This is a genomic window from Nonlabens marinus S1-08, from assembly GCF_000831385.1.
In the GTDB taxonomy this organism is placed as follows: Bacteria; Bacteroidota; Bacteroidia; order Flavobacteriales; family Flavobacteriaceae; genus Nonlabens; species Nonlabens marinus.
The window spans coordinates 2773255-2794075 of the sequence record NZ_AP014548.1; the positions used below are offsets into that span (position 1 = coordinate 2773255).

Consider the following 20821-nt stretch of genomic DNA (forward strand, 5'->3'; position numbering starts at 1 on the left):
TGTCCAAAGGATATTATTGAATTTTTTGAGATTTTACTCTGGATATTCTATTCGCAAATGGTACATGCTGGCTAACTTCTTTTTTATCACAGTTTTAATGGATTCAATTTGTTTAAAAGTAATATCAGCATTGAGAAATTGTCCTGCTGCCATTTGAGAATTGATAATACTTTCTACTAATTTATCTATGGCAACACTGCTAGGTGCTTTTAAACTTTTAGAGGCAGCTTCTACGCTATCAGCTATCATAAGGATGGCGGTCTCCAGACTGTAAGGTCTAGGTCCTGGATATCTAAATAAGGATTCGTCTACGTCAGGATTTTCTTCTTTGGCTTTTTTATAGAAATAGTACACTAGACTATCGCCATGATGGGTTCTTATAAAATCGATGATGCGATCTGGGAGATTGGATTTTTTAGCAATTTCAACCCCATTTATGATATGATCGATAATGATTTGAGCACTTTCTTCTGGATCAAGGTCGTCATGAGGGTTGATTCCATTTCCTTGGTTTTCTGTAAAGTATGTAGGATTTGCCATTTTCCCTACATCATGATACAAGGCTCCAACTCGTACAAGCATGGAGTTTGCCCCTATTTCATTAGCAGCAGTTTCTGCAATATTGGCTACATTAAGAGAGTGATGAAAGGTTCCAGGTGCTTTGTTGGAAAGTTCTTTGAGTAGTTTAGAGTTGGTATCTGATAATTCTAGCAAGGAGACATCACTAACCAGGTTGAATATTTTTTCAAACACATAAATCAACGGCCACACAAATAACATGGCCAAACCACAGAGCACAAAATAGATGATGCGACTCCATTCCCAGCCTATAACTCCACCTTGGTAAACCGCATAAAAGGCAAAGTAGGAGATAAAATAGACGGTAACTATCTGACCTACTGTAATAAATAGATTCGCACGTTTATAAATTTCTTTACCTGATAGGATCGTAACAATTCCTGCCATCATCTGTAAGAATAAGTATTCACCACTTGATGGTACCACAAAACTCAAAATGAAAATGATGATAACGTGACTGAAAAGTCCCAATCGTGCGTCAAAAAATGCCTTGATAATTAAAGGCAACATGCACACGGGTACGATATAAACAAAGTCTGCATCTATTTTAACCACAGAGGCGGTCAAGACAACAAATAAGCAAAGGTTAAAGTATATAAAGAGTAACTTCTTGTTGCTATTATAGACCTCATACCTGTATTTATGAATGAATAGCATGAGCATAGTCAACGCCATACCTATAAGTACTAAATACCCTAGTAATTTCCAATTGTACTGAGAGTCAGACCAAGTCTGAGACTCATAGGTGTTATTAAGCGTATTAAGTATCTGGAGTTTGTCACCCTCTACAATTTCGCCTTGAGCGATAATCCTAGCATTCTGAGCGATAAGACCTCTGGTGGGAAGGATCTTTTCTACCTCGCTTTGAATATTGAGATCCGTAAGCTCTTTATCATAAAAAACATTAGGCTGTACTAGCACTAAAAGCCGTCTAGTAAGTATGCCTTGAAGATCGTTTGAAAAGCTAGCGTAAACCGCACTCAAATTTTTCTGCAATTCGCCAGGCAATATCAGATCACCATAAGTCAACTGGGTCAACTCGTTATCTCTTTTTAGCACAATAGGGTGGATGTCTTTTAGGTCCTGTAGATCCTCTAGATAGCCTACTTTATAAAGGTCTTGCAAGAAACTGCGAGTAACTCTTTGATACCGTCTGGAGGTTGCTTTATACAAACTATCACTGATGGCTGACTTGACACTTTCATCAAATCGATCTAGAAGTTCATTTGTATTTACAGGTTTACTGTAAAAATGCCTGGGCGTCTGTTCAATCGCCTGCTGCTTTTCCTCTTCTAAAACCTCTTTGTCTTTGAGAATGGCAAATGAAAAAGGTGCGTATAAGGTTTCATACTCCCAGGGCTCCCCTTGAGCGTAATCATACTTAAATCGATCACTTTTAGGGAAAAAATAGACAATAACTGCAGTACAAGCTGCGATTAAGAATATTTTGACGATCAAATCTTGATGCCTGTACAATCGATTCTTTGATGTATTCATGTTGCAAAATAACGACTTAGCTAGCAATTTACGGGAGGAATCTCTTACGGTATAGCTTTTCCTTGATTATTGATAAAAAATAGGAGCTTAAATTGTTATTTTCGCATAAAAAGTAAGAAATGAAAAAGGTTGTTATTGTATCCTATGCGAGAACCCCAATAGGAAGTTTTATGGGTGCTTTGAGCACCGTACCAGCTACAGAGTTGGGTTCCATTGCAATTAAAGGTGCCTTAGAAAAGATTCAATTAGACCCTAAAGAAGTTCAAGAAGTTTACATGGGTCATGTAGTTCAATCCAACTGTGGTCAAGCTCCAGCAAGACAAGCCGCAATAGGCGCTGGTCTCAATATTGAAACTCCAGCTACCACCATCAATAAAGTTTGTGCTAGCGGGATGAAGAGTATAGCTATGGCAGCACAAGCGATCGCTTTAGGCGATCAAGATGTTGTAGTCGCAGGTGGAATGGAAAATATGAGCATGATACCACATTATGTGCACATGAGAACTCCACAAAAATTTGGTCCTTCCACAATGGTGGATGGAATGCAAAAAGATGGTCTCGTTGATGCCTATGACAAAAATGCCATGGGAACATGTGCAGATTTATGTGCCCAAGAAAATGGATTTTCTCGAGAAGACCAAGATGCCTATGCCATACAGTCTTATAAGAGGTCTGCTGCTGCGTGGGAGTCAGGAAAGTTCAAAGACGAAATAGTTCCTGTAGCCGTAAAACAAAGACGTGGTGACGACATCATAGTCGATCGCGACGAGGAATATACCAATGTCAAACTGGATAAGATTCCTACATTAAGAGCTGCCTTTAGTAAGGACGGTACAGTAACCGCAGCAAACGCGAGTACAATTAATGATGGTGCGGCTGCTTTAATTCTTATGAGTGAGGAAAAAGCCAAGGAATTAGGAGTTACACCACTAGCAACAATACTAAGTTATGCCGATGCAGCAGGGGAACCGGTAAGATTTACTACAGCACCATCTAAAGCAGTCCCTAAAGCTCTTGAAAAGGCAGGACTCTCCTATAATGATGTCGATTATTTTGAATTAAATGAAGCTTTTGCTGTGGTTGGTTTGGCTAATATGAAAATCATGGGCTTGACAGATAAAAATGTGAATGTCTATGGTGGTGCAGTTTCATTAGGACATCCATTAGGTTGCAGTGGAGCACGTATTGTGGCAACTCTTCTAAGCACGCTCAAAAATGAAGGTGGTAAAATAGGTGCTGCAGGTATTTGTAATGGTGGCGGTGGAGCTACGGCTCTAGTAATCGAGGCATATAAATAAATGAAATACGGGATCTGCCCCATTTCTATTGTTCCATTACGATTGGAAGCAAGAGATCAAAGCGAAATGATCTCTCAGGTGTTGTATGGTGAAGTTTTTAAAATCATAGAGTATCGTAAAAAATGGTCCAAAATCAGGCTGCATAATGATCAATACGAAGGTTGGTTAGACAATAAGCAACTACTAGAAATTTCTAGCGAGGAATATCATGAATTAGCTGATGGCCTTGATATCGCTTTCGCGAAAGAACCACTGAGCATCGTAACTCACAAAGACAGCACATTGAGTACTCTAGTTTTAGGATCTCAAGTGTCCTCAGCTAGTTTTTTGGGAGATAAATTCCAAAGTGACACAGTTCGGGAGCAGGCCCAGGCTAGTAACAAAGAACAAATAATTGACCATGCACTTTTAATGTTGAACGCTCCTTATCTATGGGGTGGCAGGAGCTGTTTAGGTATAGATTGTAGTGGGTTTACCCAGCTTATGTACCGATTGAATGGATATCGTCTTTCAAGAGACGCTAGCCAACAAGCCACACATGGTCAGGTATTGAGTTTTATAGAAGAATCAGACCCTGGAGATCTCGCCTTTTTTGATAATACTGAAGGAGCTATCACTCACGTAGGGATCATCATGAAGGATAACCATATCATACATGCCCACGGAAAAGTACGAATTGATAGGCTTGATCAAAGCGGTATCTTCAATTTAGATTCTGGTAGTCATACTCATAAATTGAGAATGATTAAAAAAATATTGTAAACTCTATTGGTATTGTCAAACAATAAAAAATCCCGCTTAAAGCGGGATTTTTCATCCAATATATTTCAAGTGATCTTTACATCTTTGTTTCCAATGCCGCAGCCTTATCATTCATTTCTAGAAATTTGTAAAGGCCTAGTAATGTCTGTTTTGCACTGGCTTGCTCTGGTTTGATTTCAACCACTTTTTCAAGATGCTTTGTTGCCATAGTGTAAAGTTTAATTTGATCTTCAGCACTAGTTTCATCCAAATTTCCTTTATTGATATAGGCAACTGCTATGTTGTTTTGAGTTACAAAGTTGTCTGCTTTCAACTCAATGCTCTTATTGTAATAATCAATCGCCTGATCCCAATTTTCCTTCTCACCAGCTGCAATACCTAGATTCTCAAATACTCTAGGATCTTTAATTTCAGTGTTTAATTCTTTGATCGCCTTCTCATACTCGTCTTTCATACCTAATAAAAGATAAATGTCTGCGGAAGCGGTTGAAAGACTAGCATCATTTGGATTGTTTTTCATAGCATCCATAGCCAATTTTCTTGCTTTGTCCACTTCACCATCATTCTTATAAATCCACGCAAGATTCGTGATCAAAGACCCTAGTTGAGAATCTGATTTCTCGATTCGTACATCTTTAAAATCACCTGACATCACTGCATATTCAGCCGCTTTTTTATTGGGGAATGTTGAAACCACTCCATCCTTAACGCCTGTAGCAACTACAGTTTCCTCTTCACCAGTATAACCTTCTTTTACCAACTGCTCGTAATTAGCCTTTGCAGAGGAAAACTCACCAATCCTATAAGCTAAATTCGCGGCATTTTCTCTCATTTTCTGATTGTCTGGATTAAGCTCTAGCAGATAAATTACATTATCCAATGCTGCCTTTTGATCTCCAGACTTTAGCTTTTTTTGAGCATCTGAAAAAATAGCATCTGCTGTAGTTTGCTCGTAATAAAGAATCTGATCCTCATCACTATAACCTAAGGATTCCGCTTCTTCAAGCAAATCGATGACCTGTCTTAATTGCATACCATCTGCTGCAATTCTTGTAGGGTTTCCTAAAATAGTAACCGCTTTATAAAATTTGTAATCAGCTAAATATTTAGACTCAACTTCAGATTCATTGATTTTTTCAAATTCTGAAGTTGCCTCGCTATAATTTTTATCCTCAATGGCCTTCTCAACCTTTCTTAGCTCTCTTTTCTGAGCAAACCCAATGGTCGTAACGGCTAGAGCTGCAACAATTAGTATTTTTTTCATTGTATATGTTTTAATTATTATTCTTCACTATCGTCTTCTGCAAGGGTTGTGCCATCTTCAGGTGCTGATTCTGCAGTAGCTTCAGCTTCAGAAATTTCTGCTCCTTCCTCCTCATCTTCTTCTTTAGCAACTTTCGCGACAGCGGCAATGCTATCGTTACCTTTAAGATTGATTAATCGAACACCTTGAGTTGCGCGTCCCATAACTCTAAGATCGGAAACATCGATACGAATTGCAACTCCTGATTTGTTGATGATCATTAAACCGTCATCATCTTGGACGTTTTTAAGCGCTACAAGGCCGCCAGTTTTATCAGTAACAGATATGGTCTTAACACCTTTACCTCCACGGTTGGTCTCACGATAATCTTCAAGGCTGGAACGTTTTCCATATCCTTTCTCAGAAACCACAAGAATCTCAGAATCCATTTCATTTACTGCAACCATTCCGATCACCTCGTCATTATCGTCTGCTAGACGTATTCCTCTAACCCCACTGGCATTTCTACCCATAGGGCGGGTTTTAGACTCGTCAAATCGGATGGCTTTACCACTTTTAAGACCTAGTAGCACGTGACTGTCACCTGTCGTTAATTTTGCTTCTAACAACATATCCCCATCACGAACGGTAATCGCATTAATACCATTAGATCGCGGTCTAGAATATTGTTCTAAGGATGTTTTCTTAACGATTCCTTTCTTAGTACACATGATGACGTAATGGCTATTGATGTACTCTTCATCCTTAATATCTTGAGTACAAATGACTGCTTTGACATTGTCATCTTGCTCGATATTGATCAAGTTTTGAATAGCTCTTCCTTTTGAAGTACGGCTGCCTTCTGGGATTTCAAAGACTCTCATCCAGAAACATTTTCCTTTCTCTGTAAAGAACAACATGTACTGGTGGTTTGTCCCAACGAAAATATCTTCTAAGAAATCTTCATCCCTAGTGGTGCTGGCTTTTTGCCCTACTCCACCTCTATTCTGAGTTTTGTATTCGTTAAGGCTTGTCCTTTTAATATAACCTGCATGTGATATGGTAATGACTACTTGCTCATCAGGAATCATATCTTCCATGCTCAAGTCGCCACCTGCATACTCAATTTTTGAACGACGCTCATCACCATACTTGTCACGCACCATTGCCAATTCCTCTTTGATAATCTCCATTCTGCGCTCTACTTTCTCCAGAATTTCCTTTAAGTCTGCGATAGTGAGCAACAATTCATCATACTCAGTACGTAGCTTGTCTTGCTCTAATCCTGTCAATTGACGTAGACGCATTTCTACAATGGCACGAGCCTGTATTTCAGACAATTCGAATCGTTGGATCAAATTCTCACGAGCTTCCTCTCCATTTTGACTGGCACGAATAATTTTGATGACCTCATCAATATTATCGCTGGCAATGATCAATCCTTCTAAAATATGCGCTCGCTCTTCAGCCTTGCGTAAATCATAGGTAGTTCTGCGTACAATTACATCTAGACGGTGTTCCACAAAATAGTGGATCATATCCTTGACGTTTAGCATTTGTGGCCTTCCTTTCACAAGCGCGATGTTATTCACGCTAAATGAGGATTGTAATGCCGTGTGCTTATACAATGTATTTACAACGATGTTAGGAATCGCATCACGCTTCAATATGTAGACAATACGCATCCCGTTTCTATCCGATTCATCACGGATGGAAGAAATACCTTCTAGCTTCTTATCATTAATAAGGTCTGCCGTTTTCTTGATCATATCGGCTTTATTGACCTGATATGGCAATTCGTCCACAATGATACACTCACGACCTTTCACCTCTTCAATTCTTACACGACCACGTATTTTCACACGTCCACGACCGGTATGCATGGCTTCCTTTACACCGTCATAACCATAAATAATTCCTCCTGTTGGGAAATCTGGCGCTTTGATGTGTTGTATAAGCTCGTCGATCTCTATGTCTGGATTATCCATGTAAGCAACGATTCCATCCACAACCTCAGTTAAGTTGTGTGGAGGCATATTTGTCGCCATACCTACAGCAATACCACTCGCCCCATTTACTAAAAGGTTAGGTATCTTAGTAGGAAGTACCGTAGGCTCTGACAAGGTGTCGTCAAAATTGAGCTGTGTATCTACCGTCTCTTTATCTATATCTGCAAGAAGTTCTTCAGAAATTTTGCGCATACGAGCCTCTGTATAACGCATTGCTGCTGGCGGGTCGCCGTCAACAGATCCAAAGTTACCTTGACCATCAACAAGCATGTATCTTAATGACCATTCTTGAGCCATACGAACCATAGTGTCGTAAACTGAAGTATCCCCATGTGGGTGATACTTACCTAATACCTCTCCTACGATCCTGGCACTCTTTTTATATCCACGGTTGGAAAGAACCCCCAGTTCATACATCCCAAAAAGCACGCGCCTGTGTACTGGCTTCAAACCATCTCGTACATCTGGCAGTGCCCGTGACACTATGACTGACATCGAATAATCGATGTAAGCTGACTTCATCTCATCCTCAATGTTGATTGGGATTAACTTTTCTCCATCTGCCATTTAAATCTCTTTTATTTACTTATAATTTTAACAAAGAGCAATTTAAGTAAAAAGTCAGTAAGGCTAAGGCTCTAGACTCGTTCTAAGCTTGTTTTTATTAACAGATTAGGCCGCACCATGTGGATAAGTTGTAAAATGCTTTAAATGACGTGACAATAACTGTAAATAGCCCGCTTTCGCGAAAGCGTAACTCCTCTTTAACCCTTTATTATACCTTGGAATGCTTTTTGAAACATATCTTTAATTACATTTAGACAAAGAAGCGAAATGGACGATAATTTTTCACCAAGAGTTAAGGACGTGATCGCCTACAGTAAGGAAGAAGCACTGAGGTTGGGTCATGATTTTATAGGAACTGAACATTTAATGCTGGGATTACTGCGCGATGGCGATGGCAAGGCGATAGAGATTTTAAACAATTTATCTGTTGATCTAGATCATTTAAGACGTAAAGTAGAAATCCTAAGCCCTCCCAACCCTGGGACTGGCGCAGCTATTAATGAAAAAAAGAATTTGCACTTAACCCGTCAGGCAGAGCGTGCACTTAAAACAACTTTTTTAGAAGCCAAACTTTTTCAAAGCACTTCCATCAATACCGCTCACTTATTGCTATGCATATTGCGTAACGAGAATGACCCTACAACTAAGTTGTTGAATAAGCTGCGGGTAGATTATGATAGTGTTAAGGAGGAATTCAAGTTGATGTTATCGCAAGATGATGGCTCATTTGAGGACCCATTAGCAGAGTCATTCAGCGATGATGCAGATGATATGAAAGACGATGATGGAAAAGAAAATCTTTTCTCTCAGTCTGGCGACAAGAAAGTGAACAAAAAATCTAAGACACCCGTTTTAGATAATTTTGGTCGGGACCTAACTCGCATGGCCGAAGAAGATAAACTGGATCCTGTTGTAGGTAGAACTGAAGAAATACAGCGTGTTTCTCAAATCTTAAGCCGTCGTAAAAAGAATAACCCTTTATTAATAGGAGAACCTGGAGTTGGTAAAAGCGCCATTGCTGAAGGTTTAGCATTGCGCATTGTCCAGCGTAAAGTTTCTAGAATTCTATACGACAAGCGAGTGATTACACTTGATCTTGCTAGTCTTGTAGCCGGTACTAAGTATCGTGGCCAGTTTGAAGAGCGTATGAAAGCCGTGATGAATGAGCTGGAGAAAAATGAAGATATCATTCTGTTCATTGATGAGATTCATACTATAGTAGGCGCAGGTGGTGCCGCTGGATCTTTAGATGCCAGCAATATGTTCAAACCGGCATTAGCACGCGGAGAAATTCAATGTGTTGGGGCTACTACGCTAGATGAGTATCGCAACAGTATTGAAAAAGATGGTGCATTAGAGCGACGTTTCCAGAAGGTAATGGTAGAACCTACCACTGTTGAGGAAACCATTGAAATACTAAACAATATTAAGGACAAGTACGAAGACCACCATAATGTGGCTTATACTCAAGGAGCTATTGAAGCTTGTGTAAAATTGACAAGTCGTTATATGACGGATCGCTTTTTACCAGATAAAGCCATCGATGCGCTAGATGAAGCAGGTTCTCGAATTCATATTGCAAACATTGAAGTTCCACAACAAATTCTAGATTTAGAAAAACAGTTGGAAGATGTGAAGCAAGAGAAAAATAACGTGGTCAAAAAGCAGAAGTATGAGCAAGCTGCAAAATTACGGGACGACGAGAAAAAACTTGAAAAAGCATTAACTGAAGCTCAAGAAGAGTGGCATGAAGCCTCAAAATTGCAGCGCGATACAGTTACTGAAGAAAATGTAGCTGAAGTTGTAAGTATGATGACAGGAATTCCTGTGAATCGTATTGCTACCAAAGAGATGAAAAAGCTTAAAGATTTAGATCACAGCATTACTGACTTAGTGATAGGTCAAGATAAAGCGGTGAAACAAGTGGTTAAAGCTATACAGCGTAATCGCGCAGGATTGAAAGATCCTAATAAGCCTATCGGTTCTTTCATCTTTTTAGGACAAACTGGAGTTGGTAAAACCCAACTTGCAAAAGTCCTTGCTAAAGAATTATTTGATTCTGAAAACTCATTGATACGAGTGGACATGAGTGAATATATGGAGAAATTTGCCATATCAAGATTGATAGGCGCACCTCCAGGATATGTAGGGTATGAAGAAGGAGGGCAGTTAACTGAAAAAGTACGCCGCAAGCCTTATTCTGTGATCTTGCTGGATGAGATTGAGAAAGCTCACCCAGATGTATTCAATATGTTATTGCAAGTACTGGATGATGGGTATTTGACAGATAGTTTAGGTCGTAAAATTGATTTTAGAAATTCAATCATCATCATGACTTCTAACATAGGAGCCCGTAAGCTGAAAGACTTTGGCTCTGGAGTAGGATTTGGTACGGCAGCTCGTAAAGAGGCAGAAATGGATAATGCTCGTAGCGTTATTGAAGGTGCTTTGAAAAAGACTTTCGCTCCTGAATTCTTAAATAGAATTGATGATGTGATTGTATTTAATGCGCTAGAACGCGAGGACATTCATAAAATCATTGATATTGAACTAGCGAAATTATATGCTCGTATCGACGATCTGGGTTATAAATTAAATCTGAGCGATACCGCAAAAGATTACATCGCGGACAAAGGATTTGATAAACAATATGGAGCACGACCTTTAAAAAGAGCAATTCAAAAATATATTGAAGATGCATTAGCTGAAGAAATCGTCAATAGTCAACTAGAAGAAGGAGATTCAATCTTCATGGATCTGGACAAGGATTCTAATGAGTTGACTATTAAAATTGAAAAAGCTACAGAATCTACAGAGTAGTTTGACTACACGTAAATTTAATAAGCCCTAAGCATTAATCGCTTAGGGCTTATTTTTTACTACACACTTAAAGAATTTAGGAGTAGAGTGCTAAAGGCCTAACTGTGAAGCTATGCTCTTTGTGCAGTATCGTTACGGAATAATTGTAAAATAGCTGGGCCGACGAAATTTGAAATAATCCCAGCTTTAAGTCCTTCGTGTGCATATGTTTGCGCCGCTAGATCTCCCGCAGCGCCATGAATATAAACGCCAAAAACAGCAGCCATCAGCGGTTCATATTTTTGAGATATCAAGGATGATATGACACCACTCAACACATCACCACTACCTGCAGTCGCCATTCCCGCATTCCCACTGTCGTTAATGTACATATTAGTTCCAGATACCGTTATAGTATGAGCACCTTTAAGCACTAAAATTAAATTGTGCTTTGAAGAAAAGGTTTTGGCCAGCTCTAATCGTTCCATACCACTACTCCACTTGCCTAACAGGCGTTCTAATTCGCCATCATGAGGCGTGAGCACAGACGACTCTGGTACATCTTTAATTAATTTTTTATTTGCAGATAAAATGTTGATACCATCTGCATCAATGACTACCGGTGCAGATTGTTGTTTTATCGCTTTCGCGAAAGCGGAAACCACAGCATCACCAGTACCTATTCCAGGCCCCACGCACAAATTATAGTTGTCCAACTCTACATCAAAACCTTCAAAATGCTCCGACCCAGCATCAGTTAAAGTCATTACTTCAGGAACCGAAGTTTGAAGAATATTGTTGCCGCAAGAAGGTACATAGGCAGTTACTTTTCCAGAACCCGTATTGATCGCCGCTGATGCGCTTAAAACTGCAGCTCCTATTTTCCCTTTGCTCCCTGCCATTACTAACGTGTGACCATAATCTCCTTTATGAGAAAATTTAGTTCTAGGTTTATAAATAGCTTGGGCAGCCTGGTTGGTGATCAATGTAGCTATAGGCTCCGTATTATTAACAAACTCAGGGTCCAGACCTATATCAATTACTTCAAAAGATCCAGCAAAGACACCCGTGTCCGGCAAAAAGAAACTTAGCTTAGGATTATTGAATGTAAAAGTATGACTTGCTCGCACAACAGCAGAATCCGCTGGTTGTGCTGTATCAGCATAGAGGCCGCTAGGCATGTCGATGCTTACTATGAATGCTTTGGATTCATTGATCTGTTTGATAAGGTCCGCCATCCAGCCATCAATAGGTCGGTTAAGCCCTATTCCAAAAATCGCATCTATTACAATGTCACCACCGTTTATTACAGGGATGTCATCTTTACAATCCAGTAACGTAGGCCAGTCTTTAGTGACATTTTTAATCTTATCATAATGGGTAAGGAAGTCTTCAGATCTATGTTTGCTGCAATTGGTGATATAGACTTTGACCTGATACCCATGCTGTATCATATGACGAGCGATCGCTAGTCCATCGCCTCCATTGTTACCTATACCGCAAAATATTTTAATAGGTACAGGAGCACCGCCTAAACGCTCGTGAATTTTATTAAAAACGAGCATGGACACACGCTCCATGAGCTCTTCACTAGAGATATTTTGCTTTAACAAAGTCACTTTATCGGCTTCCGCCAATTGTTGCGCTGTCAATAATTTCATACCTTGATTTTAACAAGGCAAGTTACTAAAATCGTGGAAGTAAAAATTTAGATGAATTCCTCACCAGTGCATTAGGAAGCTTCTTAATTCGCATTAGATTTTGATACCTTTGCCGTCCTTAAAATATTAAAGAAATGAAGAACACAGCTCTTACTACAACCCATGAATCCTTAGGTGCTAAAATGGTTCCTTTTGCTGGATATAATATGCCAGTACAATATGAAGGTGTTACCCTAGAACACCACACAGTTCGAAATGATGTAGGTGTATTTGATGTGTCTCATATGGGTGAGTTTATTGTCAGTGGTCCTAAGGCGTTAGAGTTAATTCAGAAAGTTTCTGCAAACGATGCTTCAAAGCTTCACATAGGAAGAGCTCAATATTCCTATCTACCTAACGAAACGGGTGGTGTTGTTGACGATTTGCTTATTTATAAAATAAAGGAAGAACAGTACCTATTAGTGGTGAACGCCTCGAATATTGAAAAAGACTGGGATCATATATCCTCCTACAATGAGGAAATAGGTGCAGACTTGAGAGATTTGAGCAATGATTATTCACTACTAGCTATTCAAGGACCTAAGGCTGTAGAAGCAATGCAATCCTTGACTAGCATTGATTTATCTGCCATTAAATATTATCACTTTGAAGTCGCTGATTTTGCTGGAGTAGAGCATGTTATTATTAGTGCTACTGGTTATACGGGTAGCGGCGGTTTTGAAATCTATTGCAAAAACAACGAGGTTCAACAAGTTTGGGATAAAGTGATGGAAGCCGGAGCAGATTATGGTATAAAGCCCATAGGACTTGCTGCACGAGATACATTACGTCTAGAAATGGGCTTTTGCCTTTATGGAAATGATCTTGATGATACCACAAGCCCGCTAGAAGCTGGATTAGGCTGGGTCACCAAATTCACAAAGAATTTTGTTAATTCGGAAGCGCTTGCACTGCAAAAAGAAAACGGAGTTCATCGCAAATTAGTAGGTTTTACTATGGACGAGCGTGCTGTGCCTAGAGGGAGCTACGCGATTAAAGACGTGGATGGAAATGATCTAGGTATTGTTACCAGTGGTACTATGAGCCCATCGCTCAATCAAGGTATAGGAATGGGATATATCCCCTCTTCCATGGCCGTACCAGAGACTAAAATTTATATACAAATACGCAAGAAACTAGTTCCTGCAACTGTTGTTAAGTTACCTTTTTACAAAAAAGTATCCTAGTATTTGAATAAGATCTTAATTATAGGTGGTAGTGGGTTTGTAGGTAATGCGATCTATAAAGAGTTGGCACCCTATTACGATGTCCATGCTACTTATTTGACGGATAATCCTTCATTTGAGAAAAATAAGCATTTCCATCAATTTGACATGGAGATGGAAGAGGTCGCTCCTTTATTGGATCAACTAAAACCTAGTTATATTATTAGTGCCTTGAGAGGTAATGTAAACGGTCAGCTTCACTTGCACCATCAAATGATCAGCTGGGTTATGAAAAACGATAGCCGAATCCTATTTCTGTCTAGTGCTAATGTTTTCGATCGTTTCACTAATTTTCCTAGCTATGAATACGATAAAACTTTTTCAGAAAGTATTTATGGAAGGTTTAAAATCAAGATTGAGAACAGTCTATTACGCTTACCTAATAATAAATACTTAATCTGCAGAGTTCCAATGATTTTTGGCGCAAAGAGTCCGAGGGTTCAAGAACTTAAAAAGCAAATTTCCAATGGAGAAGCTATTGAAGTTTTCCCAAATGTGGTCATTAACGCTGCTCATATTGATAAGTTAGCACAGCAAATTCATTACTTAATAAATAGACGTAGAAGAGGGATTTTCCACTTAGGCAGTAGTGACTTGATTCACCACAGTGATTTGATCAAAGGTATTTGTAAAAAAATAACCGATCAGAAAATTGTATTTAAAAACGTATTTGATTCTAATGAGGATAGGCAGCTGTCTGTACTACCTAAGGAACACATCCTGCCCAAACACCTTCAACTGACTATTGAAGAGGTGATAGAGAGAACACTTATTTGATCATTCTACGGGTATGGCGAGGGTATATCTAGTTCCAACTCCTTTTTTACTTTGTACATTAATGTGGGCTCCTATACCTTCAAGGTATGTAAAAGCAAAAGTCAATCCTGAATTGAGACCTTGAAATTTTCGTGTTTTACCATTAGCAATCGCAACTGATGATTTGGATTCATCTTCTAAAGCCGAAGTAGAGAAACCAGAACCTGTATCTTCGAGAACAATTTCGGCATGGCCGTTTTTAAGGTCTGTGGTGATAGATATCCTTCCTGTTTTTGTCAATTTGAAAGCGTTTTCCAACAAGTTTTCCAGAGATTGTTTCAGGAACACTTGATCAGCCTTTACAATTACTGGAGTCGCGAAATTTTTGAATAAAAAATCCAAACCTCTGAACCCTGCTCTTTTATTAGCGTTAGGACGCATGCTTTCAAGCGTGCTGGTAAGATCAACACGTTCTCTAAACATTGAAAAATTATCCTGAAGTAAGGAACTGTTGATGATATCATCAACCGACTGAAAAAGTTTTTCTGTAGTATGCTGTTGCGCTTCTACAAAACTGATGTTTTTATCTTTCAGTCTTTCTTTTTCGGCATTCAACAAAGTGGATTTCAGTAATTCGTTGAGTTGCGACTTGATGTCATCTCCTATCTTAGATATCAACTGATTTTTGAAATGATGCATTGTCTGCAATTTGTTCTGAAAGGACTGCAATTCCTCCTCAACTTTTAAATGCTCTGTCAAATCAAAAAAGTAAAACACATAACCATCTATATCTCTGGAATAATCCAGAATAGGTTTAAAAAGAGCGTCATAGTAAGTGCGGCCCTCCTCAAATAATTCTAAATGCATTTCTTTTCTAAACTCCAGCCCTTTATCTAAAACTCGCTCTATGATGTTAAATTTTAGTTGATCGTGAGAGGATAGAATATCCCTAAAGTTTATTTTTTTAAAAACTGGAGGAACACCTAGCCTTTCTTTAAAAAGTTTTGCCGTCATCCCGTCGAGGCCTATGATATTCCAGTCCTTATCCAGCATAATACTGCGTACAAAAGTATTGTCCAGTAAAGTCTTAATGTGATACCTGTGTTTGTCCTGTAGTTTATTTAACCTGTATTTGTCATCTACGTCAATAAAGTTTCCTACCAGTTTTATAGGCTTATTCTGTGAATTAAACACTTTAAATCCATGGACTTCATAATGTTTATAAGGCTGATTAAATGCCTTCATTCTGTAGGCATTGACATAATAGACATCACCTGTGTTTATTTCCCTGATATGTTGTTGATAGGCTTCATCTCTGTCTTCTGGATGTATGCTGTTAAGAAATTGCTCATTATTCAAATCCTGGGGTAGATTCATCTCGCTTTTGAAAGAACTGTTTAAGGTGATTTCTTCCGCGATTAAATCATAGGTGAAATATCCTGAGTTCATTGCATTAAGCGCAAGCTCCATATTACTTTTAGTCTCCTCGAGCTGTAAGGCCTGATTTTTAGATTCGGTGATATCCTGAGCAGCTCCTGCTACATAAGTAACTTCATTTTCAAAAACTTCGACTGTTGAGACTATTTGAACCCATAATATCTTACCTGAACTTGTGACCACCTTCACCTCCACGTCATAAGGCTTCTGATTTTCCAACAACTCTTTGACAGAATGGGTCATGAGATCTAGGCTGTCAGGATGTATAAAACTGAAAAAGACTTCCAGATCTATGTGCCGACCCTTAGAAACTTCCAACAAATCATAGATGAAATCTGTCCAGTAAATACGGTCCTCTGAGGGTACATAAGTCCACCCTCCTATTTTGGCCATACCTGTTATAGTCTGTAGGGTTTCAAATTGTTTCCTTTGTTCAGTTACGTCGGCAGCGATCACATAAATTTCCCCAGATCTATACCCCATGTTACATTTTAAACGAACGGGTTTACCACTTTTATCAAAAAATTTAAGGACAGCGGTATGTGGCTCTTTTGTTTTTTCAAGAATCTCAACACATTCCTGCCAAGAGTGTTTTTCTGATAAAATGCTAGAGATATTATTATTTATGAAATATTCCCTGTCATGACCCAGTCTTTCATAAAAAGCTTCATTTGCCTGAATGACTTCTGATTCAATACCTAGGACTAGACATATCACCCAGGTATTTTCGATCAAGTCCTTATAGGGAAAATCATTTTTGTGAATATCGTCTACCATTATATATCTTCTTCTTTAAAAAAAGAAGAAAATTAAAGAAAATATACGGAAATAGAACACCGCGAACGTAACTATTTTAAATAATCTCCTGATTTACAGGTGATAGCAAACAATTGTTAAACCTCAATCCCGATTAAGGAATCCATCGGTCTTTCCCAAAGTCAGGTTTGCGCTTTTCTAAAAATGCATCCCGACCTTCCTTAGCCTCGTCCGTCATATAAATCAAACGAGTCATCTCGCCTGCAAAGACTTGTTGGCCAACCATCCCATCATCAGTAGCATTCAAAGCAAATTTTGCCATCTTGATGGCTGTAGGCGATTTTTCCATGATTTCTTGTGCCCAGTCATATGCCGTTTGATCCAGCTCCTCATGAGGCACGACTGCATTGACCATACCCATATCCATAGCTTCTTGAGCGTTGTAATTGCGACCTAAAAAGAATATTTCTCTAGCCTTTTTTTGCCCCACCATTTTGGCAAGGTAAGCACTTCCATAGCCTGCGTCCACGCTGGCAACATCTAGATCAGTTTGTTTGAATATGGCATGTTCTTTACTGGCAATGGTCATATCGCAAACCACGTGTAAGCTATGACCACCACCTACTGCCCAACCAGGCACGGCGCAAATCACCACTTTAGGCATGAATCGGATCATGCGCTGTACTTCTAGTATATTCAATCTTCCAGTTCCTGCGCTGTCTTTATAACCGTCTTTGCCTCTAGCATTCTGATCCCCACCACTACAAAATGCCCAGCCGCCATCTTTTGAGCTAGGTCCTTCACCGGTTAAAATCACAACTCCTATAGAAAGGTCTTCCTGTGCATCATAAAATGCATCAATCAATTCGCTGACGGTTTGTGGTCGGAAGGCATTGCGCACTTCTGGTCTATTAAAAGCGATGCGAGCTACGCCGTCTGCTTTTTTATAGGTAAGATCTTTATATTCTTTGGCGGTTTTCCAATTGATGGCACTCATAACATATGGTTTATAGTTCAAAGATAGATTCCTCTAGCCTTTATACCATACTCTAATGATCTGGAAATTTTGAATGGAGTGCCCACCGGTGTAATATTGAGATACTTCCTTAGAATTTGCGGTTCCCTTAGCGTAAATATTCGGCAATACGACCGTTTCTACATTTACAATTTCTCTACTGTAGTTCCTGCGTATCCACTCATTAGCACGTTCCAGAGTAGCATCTAAATTTTCGTAGGATTTCACTCCCCAGAAACTACGGTCTGTTGCCTCTGGAATAAAATCGATGTAATTAATGGTTGTTGTCATATCTATAAGTTGCCATGTGTGATGATTTGTTACGCTTTTAACTAGTTCGCTTTGTTTTATTTCGCTTTCGCGAAAGCGAAATAAAAGAAGTTTATGCCGCACTTGTGTCATGCTGAGCTTGTCGAAGCAATGCGGAACCAAAGCGAACTTCTCTAAAGAAGCATTACTGTTTAACAAAATCCCGTTAAGATTCCACAATCCAGCTAGAGATCTAGTAACTTTGCCGCATGAGCGAAGAAAAAAAACCAGATGCTGTAGTTTACGATGCGGAAAGCGGGACGTATAATGCCGCCTTACTGCCCTATGCCAGTGGCGTGGGAGCTCCTAAAATCACAACGCCAGACATCACGTCCTGGAAGCAAAACAATATCAATAAGGTCAATCATGAGATGAAATCGCAGTTTGACCAGCTCAAGGCGCAATACGATTCCATGCTCAAAAAGTATGAGGATAACCAGCTTGTTTACGGTGCTAAATTTTCTTTCGAACCTATTGTAGGCGAGACCTATCATTTATACGAAGGCAAGGAAGGACCTTTCTTATCGGTTATTTCTCCACAAGAATGCCGCTGGGATCATCTGGGCACCTATCGCCTATCTTCAGAAAAGCTATGGGAAGAGATCAAATGATCTCTTTTTATTTCAACAATTCAACTAAATAATTAGTTTAACTAACATATTAGTTTATATTTGAACTAAAGTTATAGTTAAAATGAAAACACTCACCCAAGCTGAAGAAGAGATTATGCAGATTCTATGGAAACTGCAAGAAGCAAATGTGGCTGGCATCATCGATCAGATGCCAGAACCTAAACCTGCCTATAATACGGTTTCTACCATTGTGCGCATTCTGGAAAGTAAGGAATTTGTGGATTACCGCAAGGAAGGTCGCGGTCACATCTATTTTCCAAAAGTTACTAAGCAAACCTACACGCAATCCACTACTGGTAAACTCGCCCGCAACTATTTTAAAGGATCCTATAAAAGCATGGTTTCCTTTTTTATGGAACAAGAAAAGTTGACCGTGAGCGATCTTGAAGAAATTTTAAAAGAGATTCATAAAAAAGACCCGTCATGATGCACTTCACTCACAGCTGCCTATTGGCACTCGCACTGTACGGTATCTATCAGATATTCCTGAAAGGTAGTTCTGGTTTTCAATGGCACAGGCTTTACTTATTGTTATTGCCTCTAGTATCTGCACTCCTACCCCTTATGGTGATTCCTATAGAACAAACCGCCGTAACTCCAGAGTTTTGGACGGCAAATTTTTCTGATGCGGCAGCACCGGTACTGATTAATTCAACCAACCCTATAGCTGCAGATGCTGCAACTCCTTTTGATTACATGAGCATATTATGGATGGTATACTTTATAGGCATTGGTATTTCTCTATTGATGTTCTTCTATAAACTGGCTCGCATTGCTGTTTATAATGGTCAAGGTGTTACCACATATGAGAAGGGTTGCTACATTACAAAAGTACCCGGACTGCCAACCGCATTCTCATTTTTGAACCGTATTTATATCAATGACGCTTTCGCGGAAGCGAGGTACGAGCAAATTCTTTTGCACGAGATGACTCATGTGCGCCAGCGACACAGTTGGGATTTGCTATTCTATGAAAGCTTGCGGATTCTATTTTGGTTCCATCCCGTAGCCTACCTGGGACAGCGCGATCTTAAAATGATTCATGAGCACATCGCGGATGCTGAAACCATTGCGGTTCATGGAAAGAAATCCTATTACCAGAATTTATTGCGGGAAGCATTGGATTGTCCAGACTTCTCTTTTGCCAATCCATTTTTTAAATCTAAAACCATTAAAACCCGTTTGACCATGATACAGAAATCAAAAAATCAAAAATTCCCATTCCGCAAACTGTTGTGGATATTGCCTGTCCTATTTGCAAGTTTGACCTATACGGCTTGTACTACGGAGTTAGAAGCTGTTGAAACTAAAACCGCAACGACAGTTGAAGATCTACCAACTTTACAAGGTTTCGTTTATGGAACTAAAGATTATTATCGCGGAGTTACTCAAAAAGAGAGAGATTTTGTTGATCAACAGGCTCAGAAGATGGATGTTTGGAGAAGGATGGATCCAAGACCAGCGTATAAGGATTATTTTGATACGAAGGACATGCTCAAAAGTTTCGATATCCAGAGAAAAATTAGTGAAAATGGATCCACTGTTGTGGTAGATACCGATAATGGAATGATATTGACAATTACCGAATCTCCTAACGGAGCAGTTCATTATACTGGTAATTCCTTTGACGAACAACAGCGAATGAGCCTAGAGGAATACAATGCGTATATTATAAAATTGAAAAATAAGACCGCAGATCAGAGAGAAATAATCGAAGAAATAGTTGAGGTTGAAGAGGAATCTGCTAAGAACTCTAAGTCACGAAATATAGCTCTCGTCCCGTTCGCAATTATCGAGGAAGTACCAACGTATCCAGGATGCTCCGGTACAAATCTAGAACGCAAACAATGCATGCAGGAAAAAATCACAGCTCATGTTGTAACAAACTTCAATACTAAAATAGCAAAGGAAGTTGGGCTCAGTGGAAAACAAACGATATCTGTTCAGTTTAAGATTGGAGCTGATGGTAAAGTAGCTGATATTAGATCTAGGGCACAGGCTCCAGAATTGCAAGCAGAAGCAGCTCGTGTAATAAATTTACTTCCCAAAGTGAAACCTGGAGTTCAACGAGGTAAGGAAGTTGGAGTTATTTATGGATTACCTATAATTTTTGAAGTCGCTGAAGACTCTAAAAATGACGATTAAAATCTCGATCCAAAATTTAAAATGACACTTAAAATTAAGTCCAAGTCTAAAGATCTGGACTTTTTCATGCATTTCACCCGTAATTTAATAC

15 protein-coding genes are annotated in these 20821 nt (G+C 39.2%); 8 read left to right on the forward strand and 7 right to left on the reverse strand.

The window, feature by feature from the left end; translation table 11 throughout:
- Positions 1–33: 33 nt before the first annotated feature.
- Positions 34–2076 carry an HD family phosphohydrolase gene (locus NMS_RS12695; RefSeq protein ID WP_041497177.1) on the reverse strand — a complete coding sequence of 681 codons (2043 nt, stop codon included), beginning with the start codon at positions 2074–2076 and terminating at the stop codon, positions 34–36.
- Positions 2077–2195: 119 nt separating this feature from the next.
- Between NMS_RS12695 and NMS_RS12700 the strand changes: the two genes are divergently transcribed.
- Both NMS_RS12700 and NMS_RS12705 read left to right on the forward strand, forming a co-directional pair.
- Positions 2196–3374 (forward strand): acetyl-CoA C-acyltransferase, encoded by a 1179-nt coding sequence (locus tag NMS_RS12700; protein WP_041497179.1) that lies wholly within the window; start codon positions 2196–2198, stop codon positions 3372–3374.
- Positions 3375–4136 (forward strand): C40 family peptidase, encoded by a 762-nt coding sequence (locus NMS_RS12705; protein WP_041497180.1) that lies wholly within the window; start codon positions 3375–3377, stop codon positions 4134–4136. It abuts the gene before it with no gap.
- A gap of 76 nt (positions 4137–4212) precedes the next feature.
- Here NMS_RS12705 and NMS_RS12710 read toward each other — a convergent pair whose 3' ends face one another.
- Both NMS_RS12710 and gyrA read right to left on the reverse strand, forming a co-directional pair.
- On the reverse strand, positions 4213–5400 hold the full coding sequence (locus NMS_RS12710; RefSeq protein WP_041497181.1) for a tetratricopeptide repeat protein: 1188 nt from the start codon (positions 5398–5400) through the stop codon (positions 4213–4215).
- 17 nt (positions 5401–5417) lie between these two features.
- Entirely contained in the window at positions 5418–7955 is a 2538-nt protein-coding gene (gene gyrA, locus NMS_RS12715; protein WP_041497182.1) for a DNA gyrase subunit A, read from the reverse strand.
- 267 nt (positions 7956–8222) lie between these two features.
- Here gyrA and NMS_RS12720 point away from each other — a divergent pair, with 267 nt between their 5' ends.
- Entirely contained in the window at positions 8223–10775 is a 2553-nt protein-coding gene (locus tag NMS_RS12720) for an ATP-dependent Clp protease ATP-binding subunit (RefSeq protein ID WP_041497183.1), read from the forward strand.
- Positions 10776–10885: 110 nt separating this feature from the next.
- Here the strand turns inward: NMS_RS12720 and NMS_RS12725 are convergent, their stop codons facing one another.
- Positions 10886–12415 carry a bifunctional ADP-dependent NAD(P)H-hydrate dehydratase/NAD(P)H-hydrate epimerase gene (locus NMS_RS12725; protein WP_041497184.1) on the reverse strand — a complete coding sequence of 510 codons (1530 nt, stop codon included), beginning with the start codon at positions 12413–12415 and terminating at the stop codon, positions 10886–10888.
- Between the two features lie 134 nt (positions 12416–12549).
- Between NMS_RS12725 and gcvT the strand changes: the two genes are divergently transcribed.
- Together gcvT and NMS_RS12735 are read left to right on the forward strand one after the other, a co-directional pair.
- Positions 12550–13641 carry a glycine cleavage system aminomethyltransferase GcvT gene (gene gcvT, locus NMS_RS12730; RefSeq protein ID WP_041497185.1) on the forward strand — a complete coding sequence of 364 codons (1092 nt, stop codon included), beginning with the start codon at positions 12550–12552 and terminating at the stop codon, positions 13639–13641.
- A 3-nt stretch (positions 13642–13644) separates the two neighbouring features.
- On the forward strand, positions 13645–14457 hold the full coding sequence (locus tag NMS_RS12735; RefSeq protein ID WP_041497186.1) for a sugar nucleotide-binding protein: 813 nt from the start codon (positions 13645–13647) through the stop codon (positions 14455–14457).
- Here the strand turns inward: NMS_RS12735 and NMS_RS12740 are convergent, their stop codons facing one another.
- The 3 genes from NMS_RS12740 to NMS_RS12750 all read right to left on the reverse strand — a co-directional run bounded on the left by NMS_RS12740 (position 14458) and on the right by NMS_RS12750 (position 17935).
- A complete protein-coding gene (locus tag NMS_RS12740; protein ID WP_041497187.1) occupies positions 14458–16650 on the reverse strand; it encodes a PAS domain-containing sensor histidine kinase in 2193 nt (730 codons plus the stop codon).
- Between the two features lie 133 nt (positions 16651–16783).
- Positions 16784–17626, reverse strand: coding sequence for a 1,4-dihydroxy-2-naphthoyl-CoA synthase (locus tag NMS_RS12745; protein WP_041497188.1), 843 nt, complete (start codon positions 17624–17626; stop codon positions 16784–16786).
- Between the two features lie 33 nt (positions 17627–17659).
- Positions 17660–17935 carry a hypothetical protein gene (locus NMS_RS12750; protein ID WP_148311396.1) on the reverse strand — a complete coding sequence of 92 codons (276 nt, stop codon included), beginning with the start codon at positions 17933–17935 and terminating at the stop codon, positions 17660–17662.
- 227 nt (positions 17936–18162) lie between these two features.
- On the opposite strand from NMS_RS12750, the gene NMS_RS12755 reads away from it, so the two are divergent.
- The 3 genes from NMS_RS12755 to NMS_RS13575 all read left to right on the forward strand — a co-directional run bounded on the left by NMS_RS12755 (position 18163) and on the right by NMS_RS13575 (position 20730).
- Positions 18163–18564: a DUF2452 domain-containing protein gene (locus tag NMS_RS12755; RefSeq protein ID WP_041497190.1), complete on the forward strand. Its 402-nt coding sequence runs from the start codon at positions 18163–18165 to the stop codon at positions 18562–18564.
- Positions 18565–18646: 82 nt separating this feature from the next.
- Positions 18647–19012, forward strand: a complete 366-nt coding sequence (locus NMS_RS12760; RefSeq protein WP_041497191.1) for a BlaI/MecI/CopY family transcriptional regulator — start codon at positions 18647–18649, stop codon at positions 19010–19012.
- Entirely contained in the window at positions 19009–20730 is a 1722-nt protein-coding gene (locus NMS_RS13575; protein WP_084217717.1) for a M56 family metallopeptidase, read from the forward strand. Before NMS_RS12760 ends, NMS_RS13575 begins: the two co-directional genes overlap by 4 nt.
- The last annotated feature ends 91 nt before the right edge of the window (positions 20731–20821 follow it).